The organism is Streptomyces sp. AHU1 (assembly GCF_045343905.1).
GTDB lineage: Bacteria > Actinomycetota > Actinomycetes > Streptomycetales > Streptomycetaceae > Streptomyces > Streptomyces triticiradicis.
In genome coordinates, this window is record NZ_CP174283.1 from 8,490,600 (window position 1) to 8,509,012 (window position 18,413).

General features: G+C 74.5%; 16 protein-coding genes and 1 pseudogene. 6 read left to right on the forward strand and 11 right to left on the reverse strand.

Annotated elements, in window-relative coordinates; translation table 11 throughout:
- Nucleotides 1-61 precede the first annotated feature (61 nt).
- A complete protein-coding gene (locus ACICHK_RS37495) occupies nucleotides 62-1,621 on the reverse strand; it encodes an alpha/beta fold hydrolase (RefSeq protein WP_406840439.1) in 1,560 nt (519 codons plus the stop codon).
- Nucleotides 1,622-1,717: 96 nt separating this feature from the next.
- On the opposite strand from ACICHK_RS37495, the gene ACICHK_RS37500 reads away from it, so the two are divergent.
- Entirely contained in the window at nucleotides 1,718-2,632 is a 915-nt protein-coding gene (locus ACICHK_RS37500; RefSeq protein WP_406840440.1) for a MerR family transcriptional regulator, read from the forward strand.
- Here the strand turns inward: ACICHK_RS37500 and ACICHK_RS37505 are convergent, their stop codons facing one another.
- Nucleotides 2,633-2,890, reverse strand: coding sequence for a hypothetical protein (locus ACICHK_RS37505; RefSeq protein WP_151471729.1), 258 nt, complete (start codon nucleotides 2,888-2,890; stop codon nucleotides 2,633-2,635). It lies immediately after the preceding gene.
- Between the two features lie 102 nt (nucleotides 2,891-2,992).
- Nucleotides 2,993-4,279, reverse strand: a complete 1,287-nt coding sequence (locus tag ACICHK_RS37510) for an MFS transporter (RefSeq protein WP_406840441.1) — start codon at nucleotides 4,277-4,279, stop codon at nucleotides 2,993-2,995.
- Between the two features lie 75 nt (nucleotides 4,280-4,354).
- Here ACICHK_RS37510 and ACICHK_RS37515 point away from each other — a divergent pair, with 75 nt between their 5' ends.
- Both ACICHK_RS37515 and ACICHK_RS37520 read left to right on the forward strand, forming a co-directional pair.
- Nucleotides 4,355-4,507, forward strand: coding sequence for a hypothetical protein (locus ACICHK_RS37515; RefSeq protein ID WP_406840442.1), 153 nt, complete (start codon nucleotides 4,355-4,357; stop codon nucleotides 4,505-4,507).
- A 32-nt stretch (nucleotides 4,508-4,539) separates the two neighbouring features.
- The gene (locus ACICHK_RS37520; RefSeq protein WP_406840443.1) at nucleotides 4,540-5,040 is read left to right on the forward strand and encodes a GNAT family N-acetyltransferase; all 501 of its coding nucleotides are present in this window, start codon (nucleotides 4,540-4,542) and stop codon (nucleotides 5,038-5,040) included.
- Between the two features lie 28 nt (nucleotides 5,041-5,068).
- Here the strand turns inward: ACICHK_RS37520 and ACICHK_RS37525 are convergent, their stop codons facing one another.
- The 5 genes and pseudogenes from ACICHK_RS37525 to ACICHK_RS37545 form a co-directional block, all read right to left on the reverse strand.
- Complete coding sequence (locus ACICHK_RS37525) at nucleotides 5,069-5,218, reverse strand: hypothetical protein (protein WP_406840444.1); 150 nt, start codon at nucleotides 5,216-5,218, stop codon at nucleotides 5,069-5,071.
- A gap of 70 nt (nucleotides 5,219-5,288) precedes the next feature.
- Nucleotides 5,289-5,438, reverse strand: a pseudogene (locus ACICHK_RS37530) (2'-5' RNA ligase family protein); the annotation flags it as partial.
- A gap of 43 nt (nucleotides 5,439-5,481) precedes the next feature.
- Nucleotides 5,482-6,087: a hypothetical protein gene (locus ACICHK_RS37535; protein ID WP_406840445.1), complete on the reverse strand. Its 606-nt coding sequence runs from the start codon at nucleotides 6,085-6,087 to the stop codon at nucleotides 5,482-5,484.
- Nucleotides 6,088-6,427: 340 nt separating this feature from the next.
- Nucleotides 6,428-7,390, reverse strand: coding sequence for an NAD(P)H-dependent flavin oxidoreductase (locus tag ACICHK_RS37540; protein WP_406840446.1), 963 nt, complete (start codon nucleotides 7,388-7,390; stop codon nucleotides 6,428-6,430).
- 81 nt (nucleotides 7,391-7,471) lie between these two features.
- The gene (locus tag ACICHK_RS37545) at nucleotides 7,472-8,101 is read right to left on the reverse strand and encodes a TOPRIM nucleotidyl transferase/hydrolase domain-containing protein (protein WP_406840447.1); all 630 of its coding nucleotides are present in this window, start codon (nucleotides 8,099-8,101) and stop codon (nucleotides 7,472-7,474) included.
- 188 nt (nucleotides 8,102-8,289) lie between these two features.
- Here ACICHK_RS37545 and ACICHK_RS37550 point away from each other — a divergent pair, with 188 nt between their 5' ends.
- From ACICHK_RS37550 to ACICHK_RS37560, 3 genes are read left to right on the forward strand one after another with little or no spacing between them, the layout of a single operon-like run.
- Nucleotides 8,290-9,507: a PP2C family protein-serine/threonine phosphatase gene (locus ACICHK_RS37550; protein WP_406841430.1), complete on the forward strand. Its 1,218-nt coding sequence runs from the start codon at nucleotides 8,290-8,292 to the stop codon at nucleotides 9,505-9,507.
- 53 nt (nucleotides 9,508-9,560) lie between these two features.
- Nucleotides 9,561-11,171, forward strand: coding sequence for a CHASE3 domain-containing protein (locus ACICHK_RS37555; protein WP_406841431.1), 1,611 nt, complete (start codon nucleotides 9,561-9,563; stop codon nucleotides 11,169-11,171).
- A complete protein-coding gene (locus ACICHK_RS37560; protein WP_103552443.1) occupies nucleotides 11,168-11,617 on the forward strand; it encodes a response regulator in 450 nt (149 codons plus the stop codon). The genes ACICHK_RS37555 and ACICHK_RS37560 overlap by 4 nt, the downstream gene beginning before the upstream one ends.
- Here the strand turns inward: ACICHK_RS37560 and ACICHK_RS37565 are convergent, their stop codons facing one another.
- From ACICHK_RS37565 to ACICHK_RS37575, 3 genes are read right to left on the reverse strand one after another with little or no spacing between them, the layout of a single operon-like run.
- A complete protein-coding gene (locus ACICHK_RS37565; RefSeq protein ID WP_406840448.1) occupies nucleotides 11,618-13,555 on the reverse strand; it encodes a hypothetical protein in 1,938 nt (645 codons plus the stop codon).
- A complete protein-coding gene (locus ACICHK_RS37570) occupies nucleotides 13,552-17,184 on the reverse strand; it encodes a vWA domain-containing protein (protein WP_406840449.1) in 3,633 nt (1,210 codons plus the stop codon). The genes ACICHK_RS37565 and ACICHK_RS37570 overlap by 4 nt, the downstream gene beginning before the upstream one ends.
- The gene (locus tag ACICHK_RS37575; protein WP_406840450.1) at nucleotides 17,181-18,341 is read right to left on the reverse strand and encodes an AAA family ATPase; all 1,161 of its coding nucleotides are present in this window, start codon (nucleotides 18,339-18,341) and stop codon (nucleotides 17,181-17,183) included. The genes ACICHK_RS37570 and ACICHK_RS37575 overlap by 4 nt, the downstream gene beginning before the upstream one ends.
- Nucleotides 18,342-18,413 lie beyond the last annotated feature (72 nt).

An 18,413-nucleotide genomic window follows, 5' to 3' on the forward strand; every position in this document is an offset into this window, starting at 1 on the left:
CGGCGGAAGCGGTGAGCACCCCGCTGAAAGCCGTGATCACCCCGCTGGAAGCGGTGGCCGTTCAGTCCCGCAGGTGGCCCAGTACGGACCGCACCGCGCGTTCCACGGCGTGGCGCGCCCGCTCGGAACGGTCGGTCGTCTCGAAACCGTGGCGGCCGCCCGGTACGTCGATCACCTCGACATCGGCGTCGCACTCCTTCGCGGCGGCCAGGAACTCCTCGACCGTCACCGCGATCCCGGCGCGCTCCCGTTCCACCCGGGTCAGCACGACCGGCAGCCGTTCCGCGCCCCGTACGGCGATCGCCGGGCGGAACCGGGGATCGACCGTTCCCCAGCCCGGCACCGGTGCCAGGACCGGATAGGTCGCCGCCACGCACCGCAACCACGGCGGGGGCGCCGCGAGCCAGTCCGCCGACAGCAGCCCGCCGACGGAGAAGAACCACAGGGCCACGCGGTCCGCGTCGACGCGCGGGTCGACCCGTACGAGGTCGACCGCTTCGGCGACGTCCCGGGCGGCCCGTCCGCAGTCGGCGAGATCGTGCAGCCGGTGGTCCAGCGTGACGCCGACCGCCCCCAGACCCGCCACGCAGCGGGCGTAGCCGACGAACCCCGGCCAGTCGCGCGGAGTCGGCCGCACATCGGGGTGGACCGGGCCGCCGTGGACGAACACCACCGCCGGCCACGGTCCCCCGGCTTCCGGGGAGTCGCCGGGGAGGTCACCCCGAAGAGGCCCGGGGAGATCGCCGGGGAAGTGGAGGTCGACCCGTCCGATCCGCTCGCGGCGCCGTCGCGGTACGTCCAGCAGGAACGGGCGGAGGTGCCCCGGCCGCTCGCCCGCCGCGACGGTCACCCGGTGGCCTTCCCCCGCGGCGGCCCGCAGCAGCGTCGCGGCCACCTCGTCCGCGCGCGAGAGCATCGGCCAGTGCCCGGTGCCGAGTTCGAAGAAGGTCACCCGGGGGTCGGCGAGGGCCTGGAACCGGGGGTCCCCCATCCTCACCAGGTCCTCGACCATCGCGATGCCGGAACCGTTGCCGGTGCACAGGACGCCGGTCGACGGCAGCGCGGAGACCGCTCCCGTCAGGCGCAGCGGCTGGGTGAGCGTGCCCGCCGGCTGCGGGACGGCCTCCTCCGCCAGCCGTGTCAGGGCGGCCGGGGGGATCCCGGCGACGCTGCCCCAGCGCTGCCACGCGTCGAGCGCCGGCGGCGGGACCGGCCGTGCGGCGTCGGCCGCGTCGGACGACCGGTGGGACAGCCGGTCGCGGACGGCCTCGTCCGGCACCAGCGTCAGGGCCCGGTCGCCGTTCCGGGGCATGCCCGCGTCCAGGTGGACGATCCGGGCGATCCGTCCGGGACGCCGGTCGGCCGCGCCGAGCACCGGGTAGATGCCGTAGCAGTGACCGACCAGGACCACCTCCGCCGCGTCCACCTCGTCGATCAGCCGCAGCAGATCGTGGATGTGCGTCTCCAGGTCCGTGTCAGGACCCGCCGGACGGTCCAGGTCACCCATGCCGGTGAGCGTCACCGGATACGCCCGCGCCCCCGACTCCCGCAGCCGGGCGGCCACTTCCCGCCAGACCCAGCCGCCGGTGTGGGCCCCCGCCACCAGGACGAACGCCGTCATCACTGCCTCCTCGCACGGTGGTCCGCGGGGACCGGCGTACCGCCGCCCCGCGCTCGCCGGTACGGTAGGAACTCCCCCTGAGGGAGGTTCAAGTCCGTGTCCCCCGACAGCACGTGGAGCATCGGAGAGCTCGCCGAGCGCGCCGGCGTCACCGTCAAGACCGTCCGCTTCTACTCGGACCGAGGGCTGCTGCCCGAAGAAGCCCGCAGCGGCGGCGGCCACCGCCGCTACGGTCCCGAGGCACTCGACCGGCTGCACCTGATCCGCTCCCTGCGCACCCTCGACCTGCCGGTCCCCGAAGTGGAACGGATCCTCGACCAGGACGACACGCTGGAGGACGTCGTCGCGGGGCAGCTGCGGCGGATCGGCTCACGGCTCACCGCCCTGCGCTGGCAGGAGGCCGCCCTCCGACTGGTCCAGGACTGCGCCCCGGAGGAACGCGCCGCCCGTCTGCGGCTCATCGGCGCCGTGCCCGTCCCTCCCAGCACCGCACCGCTGGCGCGCTTCTGGCGGCGCTGGCTGCCGCCGCGGCTCCCGGCCCGGCTCGCCTCCGTGGTCGTCGAACACTCCGTGCCGCAGCTTCCCGAGGCCCCGATACCGGCCCAGGTGCTGGCCTTCACCCGGCTGCACGCCTTCGTGACCGCCCCCTGTCCCGGCACGGGCAACGGCCAGCCCGCGGCACACCGACCCGACGGGGGCCGTCCGGACGTGCTCTACGACGGTCTCGTCGAGGCGTACGCGCTGGCGTCGCCCCAGCTCCGGGCGGAGCGGGCGCCGAGAGCGGGCGAGGCGCTCGACTGCTTCGTCTCCGCCTACGCCCGCTCGCGCGGCACGCGGGACACACCCGCCTTTCGCCGCGGACTCAGCGGACAGCTGGCCGCGGACCCCCGCATCGACCACTACTGGAAACTCACCGCCGAGGTCTCCGCCTCCCCGGACCCGACCCCCGGCGCCACCCACGACTGGCTCCGCGCCGCACTGGACGACCAGCTCGCCGGGACGGCCGGCTGATCAGGAAGCGACCAGGGCGCTCAGCCCGTAGTCCAGTTCCGCGCCGTCGACCAGCAACGCCTCGACCGTGCGCGTACGGGGATCGATGTCGGCCACGATCCCGTCGCCCGCGTAGCGGGGGTAGCCGGTCTCGCCCGTCTCGCCGGTCGCTTCGACGACCGCCGATCGCACGGCCGCCTCCCGCGCGGAGACGGTGTCCTTGTTCTCGACGTACTCGGGGACCAGCAGGACGGTGAAACGCTGAGGTTCGGTAGTCACGCTCCGGTATTCAAGCGCCTCGTCCGGCACCCGTCGCGCAGGCGCACGGTACTTCTTCGCCCGCGGCACCCTTGCGTACTGCGGTCACGCCGGTCACGCCGGTCACGGTCCGTCGGGCACGGGGACGTCGGCGGACTTGAGCGGCACGGTGCCGGCACGGGGCCCGGGAGCGGATCCACCGCGCAGTTCCGGGGTTCTCGCGCCGACCCAGAGGACCGCGGACAGACACAGGAGCCCACCGCTGACCAGGGAGGTCGCCCCCGAGGTCCAGCCGGCGACGACACCGCCGCGCAGGTTGCCGAGATGGGGGCCGGCCTGACCGACGATCTGTTCGGCCGCCGTCACCCGGCCCAGCAGGACGTCCGGCGTACGGGTCTGCACGATCGTGCTGCGCGAGATCACCGAGACGGCGTCCCCGGCCCCGGCCAGGGCCAGGAGCACGAGACCGGCCCACGGATCGTGCACCAGGCCGAAGGCCGCGAGCGCCCCGCCCCACAGCCCCGCCCCGCACAGCATCACCGGCCCGGGACGGCCCAGCCGTGTGATCGTCCCGGACAGCGCGGACGCGGCGATGCCGCCGACGGCGAGCACGGAGAGGAACAGACCGAGGGTGCGGGGACCGCCGCCGAACCGTTCGGCGTTGACCAGCGGGAACAGACTGGTCGGCATCGAGAGCACGGTGGCGGCCAGGTCGGTGACCAGGGCACCGCGGACCGCCCGGTGCCCGGCCAGGAAACGGAGGCCGTCCAGCACCCCGCGCAGCCCGGCCCGGGACGGTTCACCCGCGGGCGGCAGGGCGGGCAGTCCGAACGCGCCGTAGAAGGAGAGCCCGAAGGACAGGGCGTCGACGAGGTAGCAGGTCCCGATGCCGGCCTGACCGAGCAGGACGCCGCCGAGCGCCGGACCGACGAGCATCATGGCCTGACCGGTGACCTGCTGGAGCGCCAGACCGGCGGCCACCTGCTCCTTCGGCAGGAGCCTCGGCACGAACACCCCGGCCGCGGGACCGCCGACCGCCGAGCAGCAGGACTGCGCGGCGACCAGCGCGAGCACACCCGCCACCGGGACGTGTCCGGTGAAGCCCTGCGCCGCGAGCAGCAGGGAGACGGCCGCCTGACCGACGGTCGCGTACAGGAAGATCCGCCGCCGGTCGCCCCGGTCCGCCCAGGAACCGGCGAACAGTCCGAACACGATCATCGGCAGCGCCTGTGCCAGTCCCACCGCGCCGGTCCAGACCGTGCTGTGCGTCATGTCCCAGACCTGGTACATGACGGTGACCATGGTCATGAAGCTGCCCAGCACGGACACGGTCCGGCCGATCAGCAGGCGTCTGAAGGCCGGGGACGTACGCAGTGGCCGGACGTCGATCAGGGTCCGGGTGACGCTCATGAGGGGCGGCGGGAGGCGCGGGGGTCGTTCACGTCGCGCAGGGTAACGGGGGCCTTCCGGCCGGGGCGAACTGTTTTGGCCCCGGTCTTCGCCGCGCGGCCGGGGCTCGCTCTGCCGCAGGAGTGGGAGGAGGGCCTGGACGACGCCCTCGACGCGGCCGTGGCCGACACGCCCGACACCGCACCGCTGCGCGCGCTGCTCGTGAGCGGCGCGACCGTGTCCGCGTAGCGGCTGTTCGGACGGCTGGTTAGCCTGCCGGGATGTCACAGCTGACGCTCACGCCGCTCCGCTTCTCGCCGGAGGAGCTCACCGAGGTGGTCGGTCTCTACGCGAGCAATCCGGGGTACTGCCGTGCCGCCGGCGAGTACGACCCCGAGCACGTTCCGGCCGACCGGCTCGAGGCGGATCTGCGGGAGGAGGCGGGGACCGAGGGCTGCGAGGTCCTGCTCGCCCGGGACGAGCGGAACCGGGCCGTCGGCCTGGTGTGCCTGCTCGACCGCCATCCCGTCGACGGACACCCGTGGATCGGGCTGCTGCTGGTGCACGGGAGCCTGCACCGGCAGCGGATCGGCGGACGGCTGGCCGGACTGGTGGAGGAGCGGTACCGGCGCGAGGGCAGGGACGGCATCCGGCTGGCGGTCCTGGAGAACACCCCGGAGTCCTCGGCCTTCTGGACCTCCCTGGGCTGGCAGGAGATCGACCGCCGTACCGACCGTCGGCACGGCCGCCCGTGCGTCGTCATGCACAAGCGGCTGACCTGAGGCTCTCCACGGACCCTCCCCGCCGCGTTCACCGGAGCGCGAACGACGCCCGCTGCTGCCACCGCGATCCGTCGTGGACCATGAGATCGACCGACGCCACACGGGTGACGACGGGGAGCCGGCCGCGAAGGTCCGCCTCGGCCTCGTCCTGCCCCTGGGCGATGGTCAGATGCGGCACGATCTCGGCGAACTCGCGGGGTTTCGGGCCACCGGTCCACCAGGGCCTCGGTGAGCGCGCGAAACGGCGCGTCCGGCTCCGGGGCGAGGTACAGGATGCCGGGGAACCGCCCGCAGCGTCCGAACCGGGCCTCGAAGGAGTGGTGACGCCCGATCACGTCGTCGACGGCGGCCAGGGTCGCCCCGTCGAAGCGGCTCTCGTGGAGGAAGGGGAAGAGCACCGTCGACTTCCGCGCAGGGCGGGAGAAGGGCGCCCTTCCCCCGTCACGGCCGCAGGCCCGCGCGCCTGAGGGTCACCCTGGACAGGTCGGCGATGACCCGCTGGTCTCCGCGCCGCCAGGCATCGGCGAGGCCGCCCGGCGGAGCGGGGACCGCGGCGAGATCGCGCTGCGGTCCGGTCAGGGCGCGCAGGGCGAGCAGGTCGGCGCCTCCGGGAGCGTCGAGGAGACGGCGGGTGGTGGCGCTGCGCCGGATCCAGCGCAGGCGCGGCGGGAGCCACAGCACCAGGACGAAGGCCACCGAGAGGACGATCAGGGCCGCCGTGGCCAGCAGGGCCACGCGGCCCACCAGGTCCTCCAGCGACTGTCCGGCGTCGGAGAGGCCGGTGGCGGCGTCGGCGGCGGACCGGAGCGGCTTCTTCAGAGAGCCCCCGACGAACGGCACCTTCGAAGCCGCGTCGCCGGCGTCGTCGAGGTCGCCCGCGAGGCTGTCACCCGCGCTCTGGGCCTTCCGTCCCGGCTCGGCCAGCAGCATGATCGCGTGGTGGACCACCAGGGCGAACTTCACCGCGGCCGCGATCAGTGCCACGGCGATCAGGTCGGCGACGACCTGACGGCTCCGACGCGCTGGGGTCTGGGCGTAGAGGCGCATGGGCGTGCTCCTGTTCCGGCGATGCCGTGGACCGGACCGGCCGTACGAGGTGCGGCGGGTCGTGCCGCCGGGGTACGGCCGGTCGGGTGCGTACGGGGGAGTGGAAGCGGGTTTCGAGGAACGGATTTCCACGCCCGGTGAGTTGAACCGGAGCGGTCGGGCGGTGGCGCTGTACCGGACGCCGACAGGGGCACGGGGCGGGCCGGACGGTTTCCCGGGCAATGGTGACATTCCGTCAGGGTGACTTCCCGTCTTTCACGAAGTCGTGCACGGCGTGGTGCGCCGGGAAGGCGCCCCCGGTGGTGGTGACGGACGTACCGGCCGTGGAGCGGTGCCCCGGTCAGCCGCGTCCCGCTCGGGCCAGGGCCCGGTCGGCCCCGGAGGCGAGGGCGGTGACGAGTTCGGCCGCAGGTGGCAGGCCGGTGACGAGGTCGACGCCCTCGCCCGCCCAGACCGGCAGTGGGGGCACGGCCCCGCTCGCCACATCGGCCCGATAGGCCAGGCGGTCCGCCGCGGGGTCCGCCGCGAGTTCTCCCTCCCGGCCCCTCCACCGGTCGAGGTACGGGTGGCCCAGGGTGCGGGCCGTGTACTTCGACGGCCATCGGGAGCCCCGGACGATGTCGAGGACGCGGCTTCGCTCCGTGTCCTGCCCGCGTCCGTCGACGAGCGCCCTCGCGGTCGAGGGATCGACGAGGGCCTCGGCCGTGGCCTGGAAGCGGGTGCCGATGACCGCCCCCGCGGCGCCCAGGGCGAGGACGGCCGCCACGCCCCGGCCGTCCGCGATCCCACCGGCCGCCAGCACCGGCACTTCCCCGGCCAGGTCCACGACGACCGGTACGAAGGGGAGCGTGGACCGTCCACGCCGGGCTCCGTGCCCGCCGCTCTCGGTGCCCTGCGCCACGATGACGTCGGCGCCCAGGTCCACGGCCTGTCCGGCCTCGTCGAGGTCGGTGACCTGGATGATCACGGCCGCGCCGGCCTCACGGACCCGTTCGGTGTACGGGCTCGGATCGCCGAAGGAGAACATCACGGCCGTGGGGCCGTGCTCCAGCGCCTGTTCGATCGCGGCCGTGCCGGCCGCCCAGGTCTGGAACCCGACACCCCACGGCTTTCCGGCCCCCGCCACGATCGGCAACTCGCGCGCCAGCCAGTCCGGGTCACCCCCTCCGGCACCCAGCAGGCCGAGTCCGCCTCCACGCGAGACGGCCGCCGCCAGCTCGCCGCCGGCGGATCCGCCCATCGGAGCCAGGGCGATGGGATGCCGGACACCGAACATCGTCGTGAATGCGGTCGACAAGGGCATGACGGCCATCATCACCCTTCCGCCGGACCGTGCCCAGAGGGCGTCCCCCGCCGGCTCCCCTCGCGGGCGAGGCGCCGGTGGTCACAGGGAGGTGAGCAGGCCGTCGAGCGGGGCGGGGACGCGGTCGGGGGAGAGCGCCTCCACGAGGACGCGGCCGTAGCGGATCTTGCGTCCCTTCTTGGTGCCGAAGAAGCGCCGCAACTGCCGCTGTGCGGTGCGGCCCTGCTGCGCCGGCTGGCGCACGAAGGTCCGCAGGGCCCGCAGATCGCCCTCCGCCCGGATCAGTTCCTCCACCCGGGGCACGCCCAGCGCACGGACGAGTTCGTCCTCCAGGTCCGCCGCGCAGACGAAGAACTCCTGCCGCGCACCGGCGTCTTCCCGGCTCGCCGGCCCCAACGCGCGGGCGTAGTAGCCGCGTTCCGCCTCGTCGCACAGTCCCGTGAGACGAAGGCCGAGGCCCGGCGGCCCGAGGAGACGGGCGAAACGCCCCACGCTCATGGCACCGTTCATCGCCAGGACACAGACCCCCTCGGACTCCAGGTCCCGGCCGCGGCGTTCGGCGAGCGCGTCGACCGCCGCGAGATCGCTCGGTCCTTCGAGCAGAACGGCCGTCCTCACGGACAGCCGCGCGGCCAGTTCGCGCGCGAGGTCACCGGAGCCACCGGCCGCCCAGGCGGTGACCGCCTCGCGGAACGCCCCCATGTCGGTCATGCGCCGAGTCTGATTCCTTCCCGCGCGGCACGGCAACGGATTTGTCCCCGGCGCCGCCGAGGTCGGAGCAGTGGAACGACGAACGGAACTCCTCGCCGCGTACTCGGACACGGGCATGAGTATGCTCGCGTAGTTGTCCGTCATGAAGCGGCGGAGTGGTGGTGGCGGGTGTGGGGGTCCATTCAATGATGACGTCGCAGCCCGGGGCCACCGGCGTGGCTTCGCCCGAACTGGACCGCTCCGCGGCCTGGGGGACGGAGGAGCCGTCGGTGCTCCTGGTCGAGGACGACCCGGGCGACGCCCTGCTCGTGGAGGAGATGGTCGCCGACAGCGCGCTCGGCATGCGCCTGCGCTGGGTGCGTTCGATGACCGAGGCCTGCGACGTGCTGGCGTCCGAGGTCCCCGACTGCGTGCTGCTGGACCTCCACCTCCCGGACGCCCAGGGACTGGAAGCGGTCTCGAGGGTGCGCGAGCGCGCCGAACACGTCGCCGTCGTGGTGCTCACCGGACTCGCCGAGGAGGGGACCGGCCTGGCGGCCGTGGCCGCCGGCGCACAGGACTACCTGGTCAAGGGCCGGGTCGAGCCGGAACTGTTCGGACGGGCGGTCCGCTACGCGATCCAGCGCAAACAGGCCGAGCGCGACGCCGTGGCGTTGCAGGCCAGCCAGATGCAGGCCCAGGAGAACGCCCGACTGGAACGGGGGCTGCTTCCGCGCCCGTTGCTGCGCGGGGACGGCGTGGAGGTCGTGACCCGCTACCGGCCCGGCCGCGCGCACGCGCTGCTGGGCGGGGACTTCTACGACATCGTGCAGAGCGCCGACGGCACCGTGCACGCCCTGATCGGTGACGTCTCCGGACACGGTCCGGACGAGGCGGCGCTCGGGGTCGCGCTGCGCATAGCCTGGCGCACCCTCGTGCTCAGCGGTGTCACCGGTGCCGACCAGGTGGGACGGCTCGAGGAGATCCTCCTGGCCGAGCGGGCCAGGAGCGGAGTCTTCGCCACCTTGCTCATCCTCAGCGTCAGCCCCGGTCGAAGACGCGTCCGGATGGTACGGGCGGGTCATCACGGAATGCTGCTGCGCGGGCACGACGGGGTCGAGTGGGTGGAGATCCGGGGCGGCCCGGCGCTCGGCATCATCCCGGGAGGGGCGAGCTGGCCCGTGGAGGAACTGGCGTTCCCCGAGGGCGCGGCGCTGGTGCTGTTCACCGACGGCCTCTTCGAGGGGCGCGTCGGCCGCGGCACCCAGCGGCTGGGCGAGGAGGGACTGCTGGCGATGGCCCGTGAACTGACCGGTCTGGCCCCGGCCGCGTTCGTCGACGGGCTGATCGACCGGGCCGAGGCCCTGGCCGAGACGCAGGGCGGCCTGGCCGACGACGTCGCCGTCCTCTACCTGCGGTGGGGCTGATGAGTGTGAAAAGCGTGCGGGACGACAGGGACTTCGAGGACGGGACGGGGAACATGACCGGCGAGCGGTGGGCCGGACGCCGGCTGACGGTGCAGGGCTGGATCAGACTGGTGCTGGCACTCATGGCACTGGTGGTGGTCGTGGGCGCCGGGGTCGGCGCCGGGCTGCTCCAGCGGACGACCTCGGTCACCGACCACCTGCTCCTGGACGTCGAGCCCGCGCAGACGGAGGCGTACCGGCTGCAATCGGCCCTGGTGAACCAGGAGACGGGGCTCCGCGGCTACGCCATCGCGGCCGACCGCCAGTTCCTGGCGCCCTACACCCAGGGCCGCGAGGACGAGAAGCACGCCGTCGCCCGGATGCGCGCCCTCATCGGCGACCGCCCCGAACTGCTCGGTGAACTGGAAGCGGTCGAGAAGCAGGCGGACGACTGGCGGCGCACCTACGCCGAGCCCCTGATGGACGACGTCACACCGGGCGAACCGCGCACGATCGACGCGGCGGCCGCTGAACGCGGCAAGAAGTCTTTCGACCGGATCCGCGGCGCGTCCGCCCGGCAGATCGCCGGACTGGCGGCGGCGGTCGACGAGGGCCGGGACCAGCTGGACTCCGCACGTACGTTCCGCGACGTGGTGCTCATGGGCATGGTCGTGGCGTTCCTGCTGACCGGCGTGGTGCTGACGATCCTGATCCGCCTGCTGGTGACACGTCCGCTGGACGACCTGCGGATCGCCACGCGCCGGGTGGCGCAGGGAGACTTCGACCACGTCATCACCGGTGACGGTCCCGCCGACCTCACCGCTGTGGCACAGGACGTCGAGAACATGCGGCAGCGGATAGTCGCCGAGCTGGACTCCTCCCGCGAACAGGGAGAGGTCCTGGCCCGACAGGCCACCGACCTGGACGCGCAGGCCGTGGAGCTGCGCCGTTCCAACGCCGAACTCGAACAGTTCGCGTACGTGGCCTCCCACGATCTGCAGGAGCCACTGCGGAAAGTGGCCTCCTTCTGCCAACTCCTCGAGAAGCGCTACGGCGACCAGCTGGACGACCGCGCACGGCAGTACATCGACTTCGCCGTCGACGGTGCCAAGCGCATGCAGATCCTCATCAACGACCTGCTCACCTTCTCCCGCGTGGGCCGCGTCAACGACGCCCGCCTCCCGGTCGGTCTGGACCAGGCGCTCGGCAAGGCGCTGGCCAACCTGGACAGCGCGGTCACCGAGAGCGGCGCGCGCATCGACCGGCCGGACGAGCTGCCCCAGGTCGTCGGGGATCCGACCCTGGTCACGATGCTCTGGCAGAACCTGGTCGGCAACGCCGTCAAGTTCCGCCACCCCGACCGCCCGCCCCACGTCCGCATCACCTGCGAACGGGACCCGGAGGACTCCGGCTCCTGGCGCCTGTGCGTCACGGACAACGGCATCGGGATCCCCGTCGAGTTCGAGGAGAAGGTCTTCGTCATCTTCCAGCGGCTGCACAGCCGCGACGCCTACGGTGGAACCGGCATCGGCCTCGCGCTGTGCAAGAAGATCGTCGAGTACCACGGCGGCCGCATCTGGATCGACACGGCCTACACCGACGGCACCCGTTTCTGCTTCACCGTCCCGTCCGCCGACGCGGCGGACACCCTTCACGACAGCACCGAGGACAAGGCCCTGATATGACGACTCCCGCCGGCACCCCCATCGACGTCCTCCTCGTCGAGGACGACCCGGGCGACGAGCTGATGACCCGGGAGGCGTTCGAGGACAACAAGATCGGCAACACCCTGCACGTGGTGCGGGACGGCGAGGAGGCGCTCGACTTCCTCTACCGGAGGGCCGCCCACGCCGACGCGCCGCGGCCCGACCTGATCCTCCTCGACCTCAACCTGCCCAAGTACGACGGCCGGCAGGTCCTGGAGAAGATCAAGTCGGACCCGGCCCTGTCCCACATCCCGGTCGTGGTCCTCACCACCTCGGCGGCGGAGGAGGACATCCTGCGCAGCTACAAACTGCACGCCAACGCCTACGTCACCAAGCCGGTCGATCTGGACCAGTTCATCGCGGCCGTCCGCCAGATCGACGACTTCTTCGTCCAGGTGGTGCGCCTGCCTCGGCAGAACGGCTGATCAGGAACCGGCGCCCGCCGGCTGCCAGGTGGCCTGCACCAGAGCCCGTTCGACGCCCGCCAGATAGACGGCCGCGGCGAGCCAGGCCCGTGCGTAGCGGTCCGGGTCGGCCCCGCCCGTACGGCCGAAGACGTCACGGGTGCGTCGGTCGGCCTCCGCGGTGAGGCCGGCCGCCAGGTCGGCGGCCGTGTGGAAACCGCCGCGCCGCAGGGCCGCTCCGTCACCGCGCAGATCGCCGTCGCGCGCGGGTTCCGCCACGGCCCTGCGGCCACCCGAGACGGCGACCTCGATCAGCCGCCGCAGCCGCCACACGGGGGCCTCCGCCAGCGGATCCGGCGGGATCTCGCCCGGGCCGTCCGCGGCGGTCGCGGCGGCGGTCATGACCTCCGGCGGCGGGAAGTGCGCGCCCTCCAGACGGTCGTAGCCCAGGTCGGCACGGCCCCGCCACTCCGCGGGCAGCCGCAGGGTCGCCTCGGTCCCCGGCAAAGGGGCGACGGCCAGCGGACGGAGCGTGGCGGCGCGGTCCGGGTCCAGACGGCCGACGACACGCAGCCGCAGCCCCGGCCGGGACGCGAGCCGGCGGAAGTTGGCCGTGTGGGCGAGAGCGGGGTGACCGCTCGACGGGACCAGCCGTACCAGGGCGCCCTCCGTGTCCGGCCGCCCGGAGGGCAGTTCCCTGGCGATCAGGTGATCGCCGACCGCCCCGACGAGGACCAGGTCGCAGCCGACCAGCTCGCGTGCCGCCCGCTCGGCCTGCTCCGGGTCGGTGTCCGGCGCCACCGTGAGCCGTTCGGCGACGGCTTCGGCGAGCGGACGGGCGAACAGCGCGGCGAGCGGACCCGAGGTCCACGACCCGCCGGTGAGCGGAGTCGCCCGTACGCCCTTGCCGGAGCCGAGGCGGCCGTCGGAGGACACCGTCGCACCCGAGATCAGCAGCCCGCCCCGGGAGAGCTGGGCGTGATCGAGGTTTCCCGAGCCGAGCGCCACGGTGGCGGTGGCCGCACCCTGGGCGCGGGCCGGCCCGCCGGGCTTGACGTCGGCGACCGAGAACCACCGGCCGTCCTCGGAGACGAGGTGGGTGACGACGCCGCTGTAACCGGTGGCGGCGATCACCGGTTCCCGGCAGACCCCGTGGACCCGCAGGCTGCCGCCCGGCCGGTAGGCGCGCCGGGCCGTGCCGATCAGCGCCGGCTCCGGGCCCCCCGCGGCCAGCAGGGCCGTGGTGAGCAGCAGTTCCCGTACCTGGGCCACGAGGTCGGCCAGCCGGTGGCCGTCATGACGGGCACGCGCCCCGCGCAGCCCCCGTACGACCCGCAGCGCGGCCGCCTCGGCGCGGTGCAGCCCGGCGAGCCGGGCCGTGTGCGCGGCCCTGAGCAACTCGGCCTGGGGGACCGCGCCCGCGGCGGGCACCCCGGCGGTGAGCAACGCCGCGGCCGCCGCCCACAGCCCGGACGCGGCGGCCAGCTGGGCATCCGTGAGGGGGAGGGCCTCCTCGGGTTCGGGCTCCGCGGCCGCCCCGGTGGCGGGTGACACGGCGGCAGCGGCGGTGGACGACGCCGCGGGAGCAGCGGTGTCCGCGGTGCCGGGGGCGGTGCCGGCGTCCACGGGGGGCGTGCCGTCGCCCTCGGTGTCCGCTCCGGCCTCCGGGTCGGCCAGCGGGCAGGCGCCGAGGACGGCCGCCCTGTGCAGGCACCGGGGGGAGAGCAGGCAACTGCACACCACCTGGTCCGGGTCCGTGACGGAACCGGACGGACCGGGGGTGAGGACGACCTCCGCGTCCTCACCGCACCGCACCCGTCGGACCGTGCCGTCGACGACGACCGGCAGGGCCGCGTACGACTCGATCGCGGCGTCCAGCTTCTTGCGCAGCCTGGTGGTCAGGCCCTCCACGGCGGCGGCGACCACATCGGGTGCCGCCGGGGGCAGTTCGGCGTTCATCGGGTCTCTCCGCGGAGACGGTCGCCCACCCAGCGGGCGAGGGCGAGGGGACTGAGCGCGGCGACGGGCATACCGGCCGCGACGAGCTGCTGGGCGACGGGCACCGAGTAACGAGGGGTGCCGGTGTCGTCCAGGGCGGCGCATCCCATCAGATGCACCCCGGAGCTCGCCAGGGCCCGTACCTCGCCGAGGAGCCCGCCCAGCGGGTAGCCCTCCTCGAAGTCGCTCACCACCACCACGAGGGTCCGGCTGGGCACGGTGACCAGGGAACGGGCGTGGCTGAGCCCGGCCGCGATGTGGGTGCCACCGCCGACGCGCACCTCCAGCAGCAGCGACAGCGGGTCGTCGACCCGGTCCGTCAGGTCGATCACCTCCGTCGAGAACGCGAGGAAGTGCGTGGACAGGGTGGGTACGCCGCCCAGGACGGCCGCCGTCAGGGCGGACCAGACGACGGAGGCCTCCATCGACCCGGACACGTCGACCACGAGGATCAGCCGCCAGTCCGCCTCCTTGCGCGAGCGGGTGCTGAAGACCGGCCGCTCCGGCACCACCACGGTGCGTCCGTCGGCCGTCCGGCGCGCGTGGGCGAGGTTGGCCCGCAGGGTGCGCGGCAGGTCGAGCCGACCGCCGGGCCGCCTGGTGGGACGGGGCGTCGCGAGCCCGGTGAGGGCCGGGCGCATCCGGGTCGCGAGCTCCTTGGCCAGCTCGTCGACCAGACGGCGTACGAGCGGACGCAGGGCGGCCAGCTGCTTCTCGGGCATCCCGCCCGCGAGGGACAGCACCGAGGTCAGCAGGTCGACCGACGGGCGCACCGCGGCGGGGTCGAGTTCGGCCAGTACGTCACTGCGTCCCTGGTCGGCGGCGCGGGCCAGCACCTCCTCCCGGATCTGCTCCCCGAACAGCGCCTCCAGTTCCTCGGCCCACTCACGGGCCGTCGGGAAGGACGCCTCCCGGCCACCGCCCCGGCCCGGGGAGCCGCCTTCCCGGCCGAGGTCGGAGGAGCCCTCGCCGCGGCCGGTGCCGTACAGCTCGTCGAGCGCGTGCGCGTACCGGCGGGCGTTCCGCGGGAGCTTGTCGGTCTCCCGGCCGAGCAGCAGTCGCCAGCGGTCGGTGGGCGTGATCCGCGGTTCGGCGGACGGTGCCGTGGTGGCGGGCGCCGCCGCGGCGCGCGGCGAACCGGAGGGCGCGGGGTTCCCGGGCCCGCCGGGGACCGCGCCGGCCTCGGGGCCCGCCGTCGGCCCGGTGTCCGTCCCGGTGGGCAGACGCAGTGCGCGAAGGGCGGCGAGTCCCGCCGCGTCCGCGGCCGTCCACAGGGCGAGGAGCCGTGGCGAGGCGGTGAGCGACAGATCGGGACGGTCGCCGAGCCGCTCGGTCACGGTGTGCAGGAGACGGTCGCGGCCTGCGGGAGTGAGCGTGTCGAAACCCCCGCGCAAGGCGGGCAGCCGGTCGAGGAAGCCCTGGTCGGTGAGCGTGTCGACGCGGTCGAGGAGCGGGTCCAGCGCCGTCGGTGCCGCCTGGAGCAACGTGGCCGCCCCGCTGAGCAGACCGCCGAGCCGACGGCTCAGCGCGTGGCGCGCCTCCGGTCCGGTGGCCGTGTCGATCCAGCCCGCGGCGCGCGCGCCGAGGGCCGCCGCGTCGTCGAGGTCGAGCAGCACCCGGGCGGCCAGCGCGGCGCCCTGGACGAGGGGGGAGCCCGTGCGGGCGAGGGCGGCGAGGGCGTCGTCCATCCGCAGCCCGAGGCGCTGCTCACCGGCCCGCGAGGCCAGCTCGACGATCGCGGCCGTGTCCTCCGGCCGGTCGCTGCCCGCGAGTCCCGGCAGGGCGCGGACCGCGGACTCCAGCAGATCGGTGGCCAGTCCGGCGGCGGTCCACCGGGTGTCCGGGGTGGTGCCGGGCAGATGGCCGCGGTACAGGGCCTCCAACAGGTCGAGTGCGGCGAGGAGTTCGGGCAGCGTGGCCGTGGCGGGAAACAGCGTGGCGGCGTCGGCGAGCCGCTCGGACACCAGCGCGGGCAGGTCGCAGCGGGCGGCGGCGCCGAGTGCCGCGAGGACGTGGGCGCAGGTGGGCCCGCCGTCCGCGGACTCCCTGCGGAAGGTCTCCCGCAGGGTGCCCTCGGCGGCCAGGGCCGCGGTCACGCCCCGCATCCCGGCCAGGTCCAGCCGTACGGGGACGGACGGTGTCCACGACACCCGCCACCGGGTGGTCAGGGCGGCCGCGTCGCCCGTACCGGCCACCGCCACGGTCTCGCCGTAGCCGGCGCCGCACACGGCGAGACGCTGGAGCAGGACTTCGCGGCGGCCGTCGAGATCCGAGCGGAGCGGGTCCAGCCGCACCTCGCGCGCCGCGGGGTCGTCCGGGCCGGGCAGCCGCAGTGCGGCGACCTCCGCCTCCACGCACGGGCCGAGACCGGAGCGCGGTGTGCCCGGGGCGATCCGGCCCCGGTCGGTGCCGACCAGGACCACTTCGAGCGCCCGGGCGAGGGCCCGGCCGCGGCCCAGGGGTTCGCCCTGGCCCATCACGCTCGTCAGCGCTTCGACGACCTCGCCGCGTCCCGGTGCCGCGAGCCCGCGCACCCGTGCGAGGTCGCCCGCCATCCGCACGGTCTCGGCGGCCTCGCCCGTTCCGGCGGGGTGTCCGGCCGCGCGGAGTTCCCGGCACACGTCGGTGACCGCCCGTGCGGCCGCGTCCCGTACCCGCTCGGGGTCGCCCCCGGCCCGGAACACCGCCTGCTGCCAGCGCGGGTCCCGGATGCCGGCCGGGTAGCCGGAGCGGGAGTCCAGCAGATCGAAGGCGTAGGGGACGAGGGAGGTGACGACGTCCGGGTGCTTCGCGTCGGCGCCGTGACCGGCCGCCGTCGGCACCGCACCGGCGGCACCCGGTCCCGGAACCGCGTCGGGTGCCGGGGCGGCCGCCGTCAGCGCCGGGGCGTGGAACGCGCCGACGACGGCCGCGACCCGGCGGCCGTCCCCCGCGGCACGGGCGATCGTCTCGCGCATGTGGGCCTCACGGGCGAGGTCCAGCGCCGGTGCGCCGCCCGAGGCCTCGGCGTCGCTGCGCAGCGCCCAGCCGACACCGAGCGCGGCGCGGCGGACCGCCTCGGGAGTGGATCCCGGGGCGAGGACCTCCACGCAGCGGTCCCACAGGTCGTCACCCTCACGGCCGGTCCCGGACGCGGCGAGCGCGTTCCCGAAGGAGACGGCCACGCCCGAGGGCGCCTCCTCGGCGACCGCGGTCCGCGTGTCACCCGAGGGGAGGGAACCCTCCGCGGTCCACCGGGGATCGGACATCGGCAGATCGCAGCACACGACGTCCGCTCCGCGCTCCCGCGCCCAGCGGACCGCGGCCAGCTCCGGGGAGAAGTCGGCGAACGGATAGAAACCGAGCCGCCCGTTCTCACCGGCCCCGGCGAGCGCGACCGGCGCGACGGTGCCCGGCGCGCCCAGATGGGGCAGCCACGGCTGGAAGTCGGCGGGCAGCTCCACGCACACGACCTCCGCCCCGCAGGCGTCGAGCAGGGCGGGCACCGCAGCGGCGAGCGCCGGACTGTGGTGCCGAACGCCCAGCAGGTACGGGGCCTCGGAGCCGGCGAGGGCGGTGACGGCCGCCCGTGGATCCTGGGGGTGCGTCACCGGAGGTTCTCCCGCAGGTCCCAGAGCCTGCGCCACACGGCGGAACCGTCCTCGGCGCGGCGGCGCACCGGACCGTCCCAGTAGCCGAGCAGCCGCGCGTGGTCGGCGGGGTCGTCCTTGCGGACGACGCCCAGCAGGTGGCCCGGGACCAGATCGAGGGAGTCGGCCCCGGGGAGGTAGGCGGCGGCCACCCCGAGGGAGACCGCGACCTGCACCGCCTCGGCCGTCGACATGACCGTGCCGGGCCGCTCCACGTCCCAGCCCTCCGCGGACCGTCCGGCCCGCAGGTCGCGGAAGACGGTGACCAGCACGTCCAGCACGGCGTCGTCGACACCGAAGGCGGCACCGGCCCGCTCGACGGCCGCGACGGCCTGCCGCCGTACGAGCGCGGTCTCGGCCTCCACGTCGGCGATCGGGTGCACGGTCTCGAAGTTGAAGCGGCGCTTGAGCGCGGCGGACATCTCCGAGACGCCGCGGTCGCGCAGGTTGGCGGTGGCGATGACGGTGAACCCGGGGGCGGCCGCGACCTGGGCGTCGTCCGTGCCGGCCAGTTCGGGCACGCTCATCCGCCGGTCGGACAGGATCGACACCAGCGCGTCCTGCACCTCGGGCAGACAGCGGGTGATCTCCTCGACGCGGGCCACCCGTCCGGCGCGCATGGCGGCCAGCACGGGGGAGTCGACCAGCGCCGTCCGCGTCGGGCCCTGGGCGAGCAGCAGGGCGTAGTTCCACCCGTAGCGCAGGGCGTCCTCGGTGGTGCCCGCGGTGCCCTGGACGGTCAGCGCGCTGGTGCCGCAGACGGCGGCGGACAGCAGCTCGGAGAGCATCGACTTGGCCGTGCCCGGCTCACCGACGAGCAGGAGCCCGCGTTCTCCGGCGAGGGTGACGACACACCGCTCCACCAGGGCGCGTTCGCCGACGAACTTGGGGGTGATGACGAGCTTGTCGGGCAGCGTGTCGTGGGGCTCGGGCAGGGCGAGGGACTCGCCGCCGCTGCCGCAGACGAAGGTGATCACGGCGCGGGGCGTCAGCCGCCAGCCGGGCGGGCGGGGGCCCGTGTCGTGGGCGGCGAGGAAGGCGAGTTCGGTGGCGTGGCGCTCCTCGGCGGGCAGGGTCTGCCGTGCCGGAAGGACCGTCGCCGTGTCGGTCGCGGTCATGCGTGTTCCTTGATCGGTAGGTACGTGTGTCGTCAGGGGGAGAAAGTGCCGGGGCCCCGCCGGAGATCGCCG

Coding starts and splice junctions, on each gene's coding strand:
- ACICHK_RS37550 (WP_406841430.1), top strand. CDS start 8,290: ATGACGTCGCAGCCCGGGGCCACCGGCGTGGCTTCGCCCGAACTGGAC.
- ACICHK_RS37565 (WP_406840448.1), bottom strand. CDS start 13,555: ATGAACGCCGAACTGCCCCCGGCGGCACCCGATGTGGTCGCCGCCGCC.
- ACICHK_RS37575 (WP_406840450.1), bottom strand. CDS start 18,341: ATGACCGCGACCGACACGGCGACGGTCCTTCCGGCACGGCAGACCCTG.
- ACICHK_RS37560 (WP_103552443.1), top strand. CDS start 11,168: ATGACGACTCCCGCCGGCACCCCCATCGACGTCCTCCTCGTCGAGGAC.
- ACICHK_RS37555 (WP_406841431.1), top strand. CDS start 9,561: ATGACCGGCGAGCGGTGGGCCGGACGCCGGCTGACGGTGCAGGGCTGG.
- ACICHK_RS37545 (WP_406840447.1), bottom strand. CDS start 8,101: ATGACCGACATGGGGGCGTTCCGCGAGGCGGTCACCGCCTGGGCGGCC.
- ACICHK_RS37495 (WP_406840439.1), bottom strand. CDS start 1,621: ATGACGGCGTTCGTCCTGGTGGCGGGGGCCCACACCGGCGGCTGGGTC.
- ACICHK_RS37510 (WP_406840441.1), bottom strand. CDS start 4,279: ATGAGCGTCACCCGGACCCTGATCGACGTCCGGCCACTGCGTACGTCC.
- ACICHK_RS37520 (WP_406840443.1), top strand. CDS start 4,540: ATGTCACAGCTGACGCTCACGCCGCTCCGCTTCTCGCCGGAGGAGCTC.
- ACICHK_RS37540 (WP_406840446.1), bottom strand. CDS start 7,390: ATGCCCTTGTCGACCGCATTCACGACGATGTTCGGTGTCCGGCATCCC.
- ACICHK_RS37535 (WP_406840445.1), bottom strand. CDS start 6,087: ATGCGCCTCTACGCCCAGACCCCAGCGCGTCGGAGCCGTCAGGTCGTC.